At 62.6% G+C, this 12596-nt stretch carries 9 protein-coding genes and 1 tRNA gene; 5 read left to right on the forward strand and 5 right to left on the reverse strand.

Annotation, left to right across the window (positions count from 1 at the left end; all coding sequences use genetic code 11):
• The first annotated feature begins 241 nt into the window (after positions 1-241).
• On the forward strand, positions 242-973 hold the full coding sequence (locus HJY11_RS11695) for an MBL fold metallo-hydrolase (protein ID WP_208076136.1): 732 nt from the start codon (positions 242-244) through the stop codon (positions 971-973).
• A gap of 59 nt (positions 974-1032) precedes the next feature.
• On the opposite strand, the gene HJY11_RS11700 is transcribed toward HJY11_RS11695, so the two are convergent.
• Positions 1033-1395, reverse strand: coding sequence for a VOC family protein (locus tag HJY11_RS11700; protein WP_208076137.1), 363 nt, complete (start codon positions 1393-1395; stop codon positions 1033-1035).
• A 21-nt stretch (positions 1396-1416) separates the two neighbouring features.
• Complete coding sequence (locus HJY11_RS11705; protein ID WP_208076138.1) at positions 1417-2421, reverse strand: nucleoside hydrolase; 1005 nt, start codon at positions 2419-2421, stop codon at positions 1417-1419.
• 173 nt (positions 2422-2594) lie between these two features.
• On the opposite strand from HJY11_RS11705, the gene HJY11_RS11710 reads away from it, so the two are divergent.
• Positions 2595-2671: transfer RNA gene (locus HJY11_RS11710), tRNA-Arg, on the forward strand.
• A 280-nt stretch (positions 2672-2951) separates the two neighbouring features.
• Positions 2952-4880 (forward strand): diguanylate cyclase domain-containing protein, encoded by a 1929-nt coding sequence (locus HJY11_RS11715; RefSeq protein ID WP_368041589.1) that lies wholly within the window; start codon positions 2952-2954, stop codon positions 4878-4880.
• 158 nt (positions 4881-5038) lie between these two features.
• Here the strand turns inward: HJY11_RS11715 and cysK are convergent, their stop codons facing one another.
• The 3 genes from cysK to HJY11_RS11730 all read right to left on the reverse strand — a co-directional run bounded on the left by cysK (position 5039) and on the right by HJY11_RS11730 (position 7167).
• Positions 5039-5986, reverse strand: a complete 948-nt coding sequence (cysK, locus tag HJY11_RS11720) for a cysteine synthase A (RefSeq protein ID WP_208076140.1) — start codon at positions 5984-5986, stop codon at positions 5039-5041.
• 214 nt (positions 5987-6200) lie between these two features.
• Entirely contained in the window at positions 6201-6623 is a 423-nt protein-coding gene (locus HJY11_RS11725; RefSeq protein WP_208076141.1) for an RrF2 family transcriptional regulator, read from the reverse strand.
• Position 6624: 1 nt separating this feature from the next.
• Complete coding sequence (locus HJY11_RS11730) at positions 6625-7167, reverse strand: DUF6933 domain-containing protein (RefSeq protein ID WP_208076142.1); 543 nt, start codon at positions 7165-7167, stop codon at positions 6625-6627.
• Positions 7168-7495: 328 nt separating this feature from the next.
• Here HJY11_RS11730 and HJY11_RS11735 point away from each other — a divergent pair, with 328 nt between their 5' ends.
• Together HJY11_RS11735 and HJY11_RS11740 are read left to right on the forward strand one after the other, a co-directional pair.
• The gene (locus HJY11_RS11735; protein WP_208076143.1) at positions 7496-12139 is read left to right on the forward strand and encodes a PAS domain S-box protein; all 4644 of its coding nucleotides are present in this window, start codon (positions 7496-7498) and stop codon (positions 12137-12139) included.
• Positions 12140-12228: 89 nt separating this feature from the next.
• On the forward strand, positions 12229-12585 hold the full coding sequence (locus HJY11_RS11740; RefSeq protein WP_208076144.1) for an Hpt domain-containing protein: 357 nt from the start codon (positions 12229-12231) through the stop codon (positions 12583-12585).
• The last annotated feature ends 11 nt before the right edge of the window (positions 12586-12596 follow it).

Here is a 12596-nt window from a genome sequence, read left to right on the forward strand (position 1 = left end):
ACCATGTCCCCCTCCCCCCTGTCAATAGATTTTTAAGACCTTTTTTTAGTTTTTTAATAAACCGCGTTTTCCTATACTTTAGGTATTTTTTACCCGGTGAAATGCCCGGGTTGTCCCTCACTGAAATACAATTTGTATTTTCATTGCCTTGACCCTTATGGGGTGGTATGCTAATAGACAAATGGAAGCCCTATTTGTAAAAAGGGACGGCAAGTTTTGCCGGCAAAGGAGGCCGATAGCCATGCAGGCGACGGTACACTATCTCTACAACAGCGGTTTTGCCCTGGAGGCAGAAAAACACCTGTTTGTCTTTGACTACTACCTGGACGACCCGCCTTCAGGAGGGCTGCGCCACGGAGTCATCAACCCGCGGGAGATCGCAGCGCTGGGGAAAGAGACGGTGGCGCTGGTCTCCCACGGTCACTTTGACCACTTCAACCGGGTGATCTTTAGCTGGCGGGGGGCCATTCCCGGGGTGCGCTATATCCTTTCAGACGACATCTCCCACCGGCCAGGGATCGCCGCTTCTATCGCCCCGGGGGAGGAGCGGGACTTTGGCGATTTCACCCTGCGGGCGCTGCGCTCCACCGACCTAGGGGTGGCCTTTCTCATCAAGACCGAGGGGTTGACTCTCTACCACGGCGGCGATCTGAATTGGTGGCACTGGGAGGGGGAGCCGGAGGAGGACAACCGCCAAATGGCCCTTTTATATAAGAAGGAGATCGACAGCCTGGCGGGGGAGCGGATCGACCTCGCCTTTCTGCCCCTGGATCCGCGGCTGGGGCAGCCCGCCTATCTCCACGGGGCGGACTATTTTCTGCGCCGTGTCGAAGTAGGGTGGGTGCTGCCCATGCACTTTGGGGACGACAGCCGGGTATTTGACTGGCTGGAGCACGACCCCCGAGCGGCGGGGTACCGGGATCGGATGGTCCGCATTGAGCAGCGGGGACAGTCTTTCTCTCTGGAATTGTAAGACTGCGAAAAAGAGGGGGCGGGGAAGATTCCCCGCCCCCCCTTTTCTCGGAGACAAGTCTAGTCGAGAATTTCGAGCCAGTAGCCGTCAGGGTCTTCGATGAAGTAGAGGCCCATGGCCTCATTTTCAAAGCAGATGCAGCCCATCTCCTGGTGGAGGGCATGGGCGGCAGCCCGATCGGCGACCCGAAAGGCAATGTGACTCTCATTCTCCCCCAGCTCATAGGGTTGGGGGTGATCTTTCAGGCAGGTGAGTTCCAACTGGTAGTCGGTTTCGCCATCGCCGAGGAAGGCCAGGGTAAAGCTGCCGTCGGCAGCCTCCTTGCGCTTTTCCTCGCGCAGGCCGAGGGCCTTTTCATAAAAGGCGATGCTGCGCTCCAGATCGGTGACGTTTAAATTGGTGTGCAAAAAGCGAGCTTTCACAGAAACTTCCCCTTTCCTTTTTTACAGGCGGCCCGCCGCCTCGACATGCCGGTAGAGCATCTCGAAGAACTTGGGTTTGTCGGCCCGGTAGGCGACCCAGGTGTTGACCGACTGGTCGTTTTCGTTGCGGTGTTCCACCACCAGCTGGCCGTCGGCGGCGCCGCCGGCAATGTCCATATCGCACCTCTGCCGGCGCAGGTCGGTGATGACGCTGGGGTCGATGACGGCGGCCACAGCCAGGGCGTCGTGAAGGGCGTCGCCGGCCTTTTCCCCTTTTTCCGTCCAGCCCAGAGCCTCCCCCACCAGAATGCGGCCCTTCATCAGCTCGCCGACAAACTTGGCAACAGGGGTGCCCAGAGCGAGAATTTTGTCGGCGTCGGCCCGGGTCATCTCGGCGCTGTGGGTGGCGTTGAGGGTGATCACCCGGCAGTTGACACCGCTGTCGAGGACGATTTTGGCCGCTTCGGGATCGTGGACAAAGTTGGCTTCGCCCACGGGGGTGATGTTGCCCCGGTCCACCGCGCCGCCCATAAAGACCACCTCTTCGACGCGGTCCTTTAAATCGGGGGCCATGCGGAAGGCCATCCCCACGTTGGTGGGCGGGCCCACGGGGATGATGGTCACCTTCTCCTCGCTGCGGCGGAGGGTCTCGACCAGGTAGGAGCAGGCGTGCATCTGCTGTGGTTTGGAGTGGGGGGCGGGCAGGTCGAGGTGGGGTGGGTGAAGGATGACCGGTTTGCCGTCCACCTCGGCAGAGACGACGTTTTCGGGATTTTGGGCCATCCGCCCCTTGGAGAGGGAGCGGACCATGGGGGCCGAGCAGCCGGCGTAGACCGGCACATTGGCCCCCAATAAGTCGACCACCCGCAGGGTGTTGTCGACGCAGTTTTCCAGGGGCTGGTTGCCCTGGGTGACGGTGATGCCGATGACCTCTAATCCCGGGTCGGTGAGGGCCATGAGGATGGCCAGGGCGTCGTCGGTGCCCGTATCGACATCGAGGATAACTTTTTTGCGGTGTTCGTTCATTTGGCAATTCCCCCTTGTGCGCCCGGCGGGCGTGTTCTGGTGTGCTGCTACCAGTATACCCCCTTTGGGCGAGGGCCACAAGAAAGCAATCTGCTAAACATTTTAAAAAAAGTTTTGTATGGGCTTTGCAAAGCAAAAACTTTGTGTTATAATAATTCACGTCGCATTGATGTGCGTCCGTAGCTCAGCTGGATAGAGCGTTGGACTCCGACTCCAAAGGCCGCAGGTTCGACTCCTGTCGGGCGCACCAAAAAAGACGGTTTGTTTTTTGACAAACCGTCTTTTTTATTTGCCAGCACTCCCTCACAAGGGCAGCGTTGCCGATTTTCTTCGATCCCGCCATCTGGACGGCCCCCCTCTTTCTGCCTTTGCAAAAACAAAAACACCTCTTTTCCGCTCTGTTTTTGCACGCTCGCCACCCACTCGCCCGAGGATCCCTTTTAAATATCTATCTTTTTTGGAACATCTTGTTCTCTGCGGCTTTTATTTGATGTATAATGGAAAAAAACAGGCAGAGAGGAGGCGGACCGGTGAAGCGAAAAAAATCAAACCGTGTGCTGTTAAATACCAACCTCTTTGTCTGCGCCATCATCCTCTTGGGCTTTTTGGCCACCTCGATCGTGAGCTACCGCTCCAATTTGGGCGTATTTGAAAGGGATACCGAAAAGGTGACCGCCCTGACGGCCGAGGGCGTTTACCGCCAGATCGAATCGATCTTTATGAAGCCCATGGGGGTGTCGCTGACCATGGCAAACGACACCCTGCTGCAAGATCTCTTGCGCCAGGAGGGGGCGCGGCAGAACGACGAGGACTACATCGCCGCGCTGACGGCCTATCTCAACAGATACCGGAAAAAGTACGAATACGACTCGGTCTTCTTGGTGTCGGCGCTCACCGGCCGCTACTACCACTTCGACGGGATCGACCGCACCCTCTCCCCCGATAACGAGGAGGACACCTGGTATTACAGCTTTTTGCAATCGGGTGAGCCCCACTCTCTCAACGTGGACAACGACCAGGCGGCAGGGAACACCATCACCGTCTTTATCAATTGCCTCATCTCCGACAGCGACGGCGCCCCCCTAGGGGTGGTGGGGGTGGGGTTTGACGTATCCACCCTGCAATCGCTGCTGGGCGGATACGAGGAGCGCTTCTCCCTGCGCACCTGCCTGGTGGACAGTGAGGGCATCATTCAGGTGGCCACCGACCACACCGGGTACGAGGAAACCGACCTGTTTGCGGCAGGCCCTTACGCCGGCCTGCGGGAAAAGCTGCTCGCCGGGCGGGAAGACGCCACCGCCTTTTGGCACGACGGGGAGGAGGGCCGCGTCTATCTGGGCAGCCACTACATCCCCAGCCTCTCCTGGTACCTGCTGGTGGAAAACGATACCTCGGCCCAGACCCAGCAACTGCGGAGCAGGATCATAGAGGGGGCACTGATTGTGCTGTTGGTGGTGCTGGGGGTGACCCTGGCCATCAGCTATATCATCCACACCTACAACCGGCGGATTATAGAGCTGACCCGCTCCACCGAGCAGGCGCGGCGCTCCATCTTTCAGGAGGCCACCGAGCAGTTGTTTGAAAACATCTACGAGCTGGACATCACTCACAACCGGGCCGCAAACCTGGAAACCCAGCGGTACTTTGAAAGTCTGGGTGTTCCCCCCGGCACCCCCTACAACGAGGCGCTGAAAATTGTGGCGGAAAAGCAGATCCGAGAGGATTTTCGCCAGGGGTATATCGACACCTTCGCTCCCGAACACGTGATCGACACCTACCATCGGGGGGAGGAGAGCTTGCAGTACGATTTCATGATCTCCACCGACGGGGCGCACTACTACTGGATGCGGATCGTCGCCCAGATCGTCCTCTGGAAAGAGGACCAGTCCATCCACATGTTCACCTACCGGCAAAACATCGACACCATCAAGAGGCAGGAGAAGCAGGTGCTCGATCAGATTCAAAGGGACCCGATGACAGGGCTGCTCAACAAGACCGCCACCCAATCCCAAATCCAGCAGCTGCTGGAGAGCGGAGGGCAACAGCTGCACGCCTTTTTCATTGTGGACATTGACAACTTCAAGCAGGTCAACGACCGCTTTGGCCACGCCGCGGGGGACCGGGTAATCCTTCACTTCGCCCAGAGTCTGAAGGGTGCTTTCCGAGAGGGCGACGTGGTGGGGCGGATCGGCGGTGACGAGTTCGCCGTCTTTTTCGCCCTGTCCGACCGGGCGGTCGCGGAGCAGAAAGCCCGCGAGATTCTGGCCACCCTCAACCGGCCCATGAACCTGGACGAGGGGGTCTGCCCCCTTTCGGCCAGCGTCGGCATCGCCCTGGCCCCGGCAGATGGGAGGGATTTCGACAGCCTCTACCGCCATGCCGACACGGCCCTCTACACCGTCAAACAGCAGAACAAAGGCAGCTTCGCTCTGTACGGCGACGGGGAAGCGCAAAAGTGATAACCCTGCCAACCCGTTTTACCGGCGCGTCCAAGCTCCTGCACTGCGGCAATTTAGACGGCGGGCTTCTCTCCCCTATCCTCTGACGGCAAACGAGCGCCGCGTCCTTTTCACAGGGCGCGGCGCTCGTTTTTTAATTGAACTTTGCTGACCGGGGGCTACTGGGGCGCTGCCTCCCCACCAAAGAGGGGGGTGGAGAGGTAGCGGTCGCCGGTGTCAGGCAGCAGGGCGACAATGGTCTTTCCCCGATTTTCCTCCCGTTTGGCTAGGAGGATGGCCGCCCAAATGGCGGCGCCGGAGGAGATGCCCACCAGCAAGCCCTCCCGCCGCCCCACTGTCCGGGCAGCGGCAAAGGCATCGGCATCCTGTACTGGGACAATCTCGTCGTAGACAGCAGTGTCCAACACCGGGGGGACAAAGCCCGCGCCGATGCCCTGAATCTTGTGAGGGGCAGCGCCTCCCCCTGCCAATACGGGGGAGGCGGCGGGCTCCACCGCCACCACCTGGAGGGCGGGGTTTTTCCCCTTTAAATAACCGCCCACCCCGGTGATGGTGCCGCCGGTGCCCACCCCGGCGACAAAAATGTCCACCTGGCCGTCGGTGTCCTCCCAAATTTCGGGGCCAGTGGAGGTCCGGTGGGCGGCCGGGTTGGCGGGGTTTTCAAACTGGCCGGGGAGGAAACTGCCCTCGATCTGGGCGGCCAGTTCCCCGGCCTTGGCGATGGCCGCCTTCATTCCCCCTGCACCCTCGGTGAGTACCAGTTCGGCCCCGTAGGCGGCCATGAGTTGGCGGCGCTCCACCGACATGGTCTCGGGCATGACGATGATGACCCGGTAACCCTTGGCGGCGGCCACCGAGGCGAGGCCGATGCCGGTGTTGCCCGAGGTGGGCTCGATGATGACCGAACCGGGGCCCAGCCGGCCGCGGGCCTCGGCGTCCTCGATCATGGCCTTGGCGATGCGGTCTTTGACCGAGCCGGCGGGGTTGAACCCCTCGAGCTTGGCGATCAACTTGGCCTCCAGCTTATATTCTTCCTCGATTCTGGTGAGTTCCAGCAGGGGGGTGTGCCCCACCAGCTGGTCAAGGGACTGATAAATTTTTTTCATCTTGCAGACCTCCTGTGTCCATTCGTCGTTTGCCGTACGCGCACGCTCTGCCCTGACGGGCTATCGACAGCAGCGACAACAGCGCCCTGTGCGGAGGGCAGAAGGGGCTGCGGCAAACCGGATAAATGGGAGCACGAGATCAACCTACTTTCTTAGTGTGTTTATTGGGTGATGTCAGTATACCGGTTGAAACCGGCCTTTGTCAATGGATATTTCAGGAGGCGGCCTCCCCTTCGACCGCTGCCAGGTCGGCCACCGAGACCCCGTCGAGATAGCCTGCGATCAGCTCATCGAGGGCCTGCCAGAGGGGGAGGGTACGGCAACCACCAGCGCGGGGGCAGGGCTGTTGACCGGGGGCCAGACAGGCCACTGGGGCCAGACTCTCCTCGGTGAGGCGGAGGATGCTGCCCACCGAGATCTCCTCTGGCGGGCGGGCCAGCTGATAGCCTCCCCCCTTTCCCCGCTGTCCCCGCAACAGGCCATTTGCAGCAAGGCCCTTGACGATATTCTCCAGGTATTTTTCCGAGATTTCCTGCCGGGCGGCAATCTCTTTAAGGGGGGTGAACCCCGCTTTGCCCTGCTCGGCCAGGTCGACCATCACCCGCAGGGCGTACCGCCCTCTGGTGGATACCAACATGTCAACTCTCCTCCTCTCCCCTGCTCGCCGGGTTGCCCAACAGCCGGGCCAGGTCGGCGCGAAAAAAATCGCGAGGACGCCCCTGTTCGGAAAAGCCCGCCGCCCGGCAGCACCCGCTGTTGAGGGCCTCTTCCAACAGGGGCTGGGGCAGATCGGCAGGGTCAGGCTGGGCCCCCGTGGCAAAGAGGGCGTCTACCGCCCGGTTTAAAAAGGCCACCGGCCGGCGGCCATGGGTCCGGGTGCAGACCGGCGGACCCGCCAGGGCCAGGTAGCGTTCCCCCACTGCAGGAGGGACGCCGCTGGATCGCAGAAGACGGTCCACCTGTTCCATGGCAAAGGCGGGGAGATCGCCCCACTGCCCAGGACCCAGACCCCAGCAGAAAAAGGCCAGGCGGCTGGAGGCGTTGACCCCCAGCAGCCCCTCCCGCCCCGCCAGAGGGACCCGGTGCAGGTCCCAGCAGAGAGCCAGGTCCCGCCCTTCTGGGGGCGGAAGACCCCGCACCCCCAGCCGGCGCTGAAGCGGGATGGTATAGCCAAACTGCATCTGTTCTCCTCCCCTCTCGAACACGGTCGCTCTCCTCGCCGCTGCTGGACAGGAAAGCCGGTTTTGCCCCAGTATAGCACCGGCGGGGGCAAGGCCGCAACCGCCTCCCCCCGCCGGACGGGAAATCACAGCGTTCAATTGACAGTATATGCGGCGGGGAAGTACAATGGGAGCAGACAATTCGCTGCCTTTTTCAGGGCGCCTGCCATCTGCAAACAGCCGCTTTTTCAGCAGATCGACATCACTCATCTGCAAACCAGCCGGGGCCCTGCGCGCCGGAGAGACCGCCGCCCCGCACGGGGCGGGACAACGCAAAGGGGGGCTTTCTTTGGATCGACTGTCCGCAACCGCACTGCTCGACCACCTGGCAGGCCTGTTCGCCTGTGTCGCCGCCCGGAAAGACGGGCGCATCCTCTATCTCAATAGCCGCTGCCGAGAGGCCCTTCCCGCCGCCGAGGAGGGAGGGGCGCTGGCCTCGATCTGGCCCGCTCTCACCGGCCGCCGTCCGGCTGGATGGCAGGTGGAGGAGCCCTGCTCCTTTCTCGCCGCCAACACCCCCTTTGGGCCAGGGATGGAGGTAAGTCTCTTCCCCCTGCTCTGGGGGGAAGAGACCGCCTGTCTGATCTGCGCCGCACCCCAACTGCCCACCCCGGCCCAACAGGAGACGGTGGCCGAGCGGGAACGGCTGGCCGCAGCCATGGCCAGGGTCTATCCCATGGTGATCTCGGTGAATTTGACTCAAAATCACTACGCCATGGTGGCCTACGAACACTTTGACAGCCATCAGGCAGCCGAGGAGGGCTGCTTCGACCAGCTCATTGAGGTGGGGGCCTCCACCATGCACCCCCTCTATCGGGCGGAGTTCACCCGCACCTTTTCCCGGGAAAATCTCCTCAACGCCTTTGCCGAGGGGGTGGAAGAGCGCTATATGCAGCACCTGCAGCTGGGGGACGACGGGGTCTACCACTGGACCGAGACCCGGGTCCTCCCCCTTCCCTGCGCCCAAGGGGAGGACCAGTGGCAGATCACCCTCTGCCGCAACATCGACTCGGAAAAGCAGGCCCAGGAGGAGTTGGAGAGCTCCTTTGCAGTGGCCACCGAGAACGCCGGCGGTCTCACCGCCAAATTTTTGGTGGAGGGCGGACAGGTGCTCTTGCTGGAAGCCAGCCGCCGCTACCGGGAACTCTTCGGGGTCGGGGAGCGGGAGTGCCGAGAGGGGATGTTCTCCCAGCTGCCCGCGCCCCTGCGGGAAAAGTTCACCGCACAGGTGTGCCGGGCGGCCGCCAAGCGGGCCACAGTGGACATGGAGATTCCGGTGAGCTGGGAGGGCAAGACCCGGTGGTATCACGGCCAGGCCTCCTGCGTAGGGGAAAAGGGGGGTTGCCCGATCTATTTCGGCACTGCGGTGGATGTAACCGAGCGCCGCCAGCTAGAGAGGGACCGGGAGGCCACCTACGACAGCCTGCCCGGCGGGATCGCCAAGTTCGCGCTGGCGGGAGAACTGCCCCTGCTGGAGACCAACCGCGCCTTTCACACCCTGCTGGGCCTGCCGGCGGACGCGGTGGGCCGGGGGCTGCTCACCCTGGTTCTGCCCGAGGAGCGGGAAGCCCTGCGCCAAACCCTGGAGACGCAGCACCGGCAGGGCCTTCCCCTGCGCGCTGAATGCCGGGTGGAGAGGGAGGGCGGACACCCCTTCTGGATGCACCTTGAGGGGCGCCGGGTGGGCGGCGTGGAGAACGCCCCCGTCTACCTGGCCGTCTTGCTGGATGTGACCCTGCGCCGAGAGGCCCAGCAGAAGCGGGAGCGGGAGCAGGCCCGGTACCAGTTGGCGGTGGAGAGCTCGGCGGACGCCCTCTTTGTCTATGACCTAAAAAGCGACCTCTTCACCTCCCGCAAAGGGGGATCGGAGGGGTCCCGACAGGCGCTGCCCCGCTATCTGGAAACCCTGGAGGAGGCGGGAACCGTCCACCCCGACGACTTTGAGAAGGTGCGGGCGATGATGGCCGGCCAGCTGGGGCGGGCCGAGGTGCGGATGCGCCGGCCCGGTGAAACCGATTTTTCCTGGTTTTTGTACCAGGGGGACGCCGTGCGCCAGGGGGAACGGGTGATCCAGGTGGTGGGCACCCTGCGGGACATCGGCCGCCTAAAAGAGGAGGAGGCCCGGCGCACCCTGTTGCAACAAGTCTGCAACTTTGTGGGCAGCCGGGACTACCAGCTGCTGGCGGTCATCGATCTGCCCGGCTGGGAGTGCCACTGCGTCTACCGGGACGACAGCAGCCTTTTCGCCCTGGACGGAGACCACTTTGCGCCGGCGGCCCACGCCTTTGTCGCCCGCTCGGTCTGCCCCTGGGACCGGGAGCGGATGGCGGCGGCGCTGCAGCCGCAGTCCATTCTGAGCGGCCTCGGGGAGCAGGGGGCGCATATCCTCTATCTGCAGGCCCTGGAAAAAGACGGTTCCCTTCGCTGGAAGGAGCTCTCCTTTTCCCATTTCAGGGGGCAAAAAGACACCCTGCTAATGGCCCTGCAGGATGTGGAGGAGGTGCGGGCAGCCGAGACCCGGGGCCGGATCGCCGACGGAAGCCTGGAGGTGGCCCTCAACCAAATTTACGATGAGGTGCTCTGCACCAATATCACCCGCCGCCAGATAGTCTATGCCAAGAGCCGCGGCACCTACCCGCCCATTTCCCGCGGGGCAGAGACAGCCTACCGACAGGTGCTGGCCAACATCCACCCGTCTGAGCGGGAAACCTTTGCCCACACCTTGGGACCCGAGAACCTGCTGGCGACCTTTGCCGCCGGACAGCCCTCTGTCGGGGGAGAATTTCGCCGCAAGGGAACCGACGGAAACTACCACTGGGTGGCCATGACAGCAGTCCAGCTGTCGCGCCAGGCCGGCGGGGAGGTGATGACCCTGCTTCTCACCTCCACCATTGACGCCCGCAAACAGATGGAACAGGCCAGGGAGGAGTTCACCACCGGGGTCACCGCCCTCTTTGAGGAGTGCGTCACCCTCAACGTCACCCAGGGCCGCTATCTGCTGCGCAAATCGGACGCCACCTGGGGTCTCATCCCCTCTGAAGGGGTCTTTGAAGAGACCAACGAGACCTACTGCCGGCAACTGGTCCACCCCGACGACCAGCCCCTCTTTTTGGCCGCCTTCTCGCTGGAGAGCATCCGCCGCCAGTTGGCCGAGGGGGCCCAGCGGGTGATGCGCACCCTGCGCCGCAAAGACCGCAGCGGCCAATACCGATGGGTGGAGATGACCATGATCCGCCTGGAAAATCATGTCGACAGCGACCAGAAGGTACTGCTGGTCTACCAGGACGTCCACCGGCTCAAGACCGCGCAGGAACAGCAGCGGGAAGCCGACCTGCGCTTCTCCTCGGCGGTGAGCGCCTTTTACGACGCGGTCTTCGAGGGGGATTTGGAGACCGACCAGGTCTTTTTGTGGAGCCGGCAAAACGGCAGCCTGACCCAGTCTCCCCTGCCCTACCGGCTGGAGGAGAATTTCCACTGGACGGTGGAGCACCTGGTGCACCCCAACGACCGGGAGGCCTACCTGCAGTCCTTTGCCCCCGAGGCCCTCAAGCAGGCCTTTGCCCGCGGCCGAAAAGAAGTCTACCTGGAGGCCCTGCGCCGCCCATCGCCGGACAGGGACTACCGCTGGTACTCGATGCAGGCCCAGGAGATCAGCCGGGAACCCGGGAGCTGCCGGGTGATGTTCTACCTCAAGGATATGGACGAGGCCAAGCGGCAGGAGGAGCGCCGCCGCACCGCCCTGATGGATGCGCTGGAACTGGCCGAGCGGGCCAACCAGGCCAAAACCGAATTCCTCTCGCGGATGAGCCACGACATCCGCACCCCAATGAACGCCATCATCGGGATGGCCCGCATTGCCAAGGAGAGTTTGGGAGAGCCGGAGAAGGCGGCCGATTGCCTGGAAAAGGTCGATGTCTCGGCCAAATTCCTCCTCTCCCTCATCAACGACGTGCTGGACATGTCCCAGATCGAGAGCGGGAAGATACACATTGCGCGTGAGCCCTTTGACACCGCCCCTTTCCTGCAGGGGATCGAGGCCGTCTGCGCCCCCCAGGCCCGAGCGCGGGGACAGCGCTTCTCCATTTCCGCCGCAGGGCTGGCTCCAGCCTATCTGGGGGACGCCCTTCGCCTCAATCAGATTTTGATGAACCTGCTCTCCAACGCCCTCAAGTACACCCCCGAAGGGGGAAGCATCTCCCTGGAGGCCGCGCCGGCAGAGGGGTCCAGCGGCAAGCCAATGGTTCGCTTTCGGGTGGTCGACAGCGGACAGGGAATGAGCAAGGACTTTCTCAAGCGGATGTATGAGCCCTTTGAACAGGAGACGTCTGGTGGTGGGCGCAGCCCGGGGAGCAGTGGTCTGGGCCTGACCATTGCCCGCAACCTGACCCACCTGATGGACGGACAGATTTCGGTGGAGAGCGAGGTGGGCCGAGGTACCGTCTTTACTGTCACCCTGCCCCTTCTGCCGGCGACCCCCCACGAGGACCGCCCTGAGCCCCCTCGGGAGGAGGAGCCCGCCTTTGCCGGGGAACACCTTCTCCTGGTGGAGGACAACGAGATCAACCGGGAGATCGCCCTGGCCTTGCTGCACAGCCGGGGGCTGTCGGTGGACACCGCCGCCAACGGGGCCGAGGCGGTAAAGCGCTTTTCCCAGAGCGCCCTCGGCTTTTACCGGGCGGTGCTAATGGACATTCGCATGCCGGTGATGGACGGGATAGAGGCCACCGAGCGCATCCGCACCCTGCCCCGGCCGGACGCAGCGGCGGTCCCCATCATCGCCATGACCGCAAACGCCTTTCAGGAGGAGGTGGAGCGGGCCAAACTGGCGGGGATGAGCGACTACCTGGCCAAACCGGTGGACCCGCCCATCCTCTTTGACGCCCTCTATCGTGCCCTGCACCCCATCTCCCCACAGGAAGGGCAAAAGAAATAGGGGGAACCTGTCACAAACCGGCTTATTTGATGTATAATGATGACAGTCTACCGCCGGTTTTGACCTGGTGGCAAAAGGAAGTGGTTTTGATGGAGCTGATGGAAGCCCTGCGCCCGGTAGTGGCAGATGGGGAACAGACCCTGCGCCGGTTTATGGGCAACCGCGCCCTCTACCAGAAGTTTGTCCACAAATTCCCCCAGGACGAAAACATGTCCCTTCTCGAAGAGGCGGTCGCCGCCGGCGACTGGGCGGGGGCGGAGCGGTTTGCCCACACCCTGAAAGGGGTCGCTGCCAACCTGGGCTTTTCTGAACTGGCGCAGGCCGCCTCAGACGTGGTTGCCGCCCTGCGCCGGGGGGAAGAGGGGGCTGCCCTCTCCCCTCTTCTGGAGGGGGTGCGCGATCGCCATCGCGACGTCCTCTCCGCCGTTGCCCGCTGCGACCCCTAAAGCCACTCCTA

Origin of the sequence: Bittarella massiliensis (ex Durand et al. 2017) (genome assembly GCF_017566145.1) — a bacterium.
GTDB classification, from domain to species: domain Bacteria; phylum Bacillota; class Clostridia; order Oscillospirales; family Ruminococcaceae; genus Bittarella; species Bittarella massiliensis_A.

What these genes read in the sequence shown, in the direction of transcription:
- HJY11_RS11705 (WP_208076138.1), bottom strand. Translation starts at nt 2,421, where the DNA reads ATGAACGAACACCGCAAAAAAGTTATCCTCGATGTCGATACGGGCACC.
- HJY11_RS11725 (WP_208076141.1), bottom strand. Translation starts at nt 6,623, where the DNA reads ATGTTGGTATCCACCAGAGGGCGGTACGCCCTGCGGGTGATGGTCGAC.
- HJY11_RS11695 (WP_208076136.1), top strand. Translation starts at nt 242, where the DNA reads ATGCAGGCGACGGTACACTATCTCTACAACAGCGGTTTTGCCCTGGAG.
- HJY11_RS11730 (WP_208076142.1), bottom strand. Translation starts at nt 7,167, where the DNA reads ATGCAGTTTGGCTATACCATCCCGCTTCAGCGCCGGCTGGGGGTGCGG.
- cysK (WP_208076140.1), bottom strand. Translation starts at nt 5,986, where the DNA reads ATGAAAAAAATTTATCAGTCCCTTGACCAGCTGGTGGGGCACACCCCC.
- HJY11_RS11740 (WP_208076144.1), top strand. Translation starts at nt 12,229, where the DNA reads ATGGAGCTGATGGAAGCCCTGCGCCCGGTAGTGGCAGATGGGGAACAG.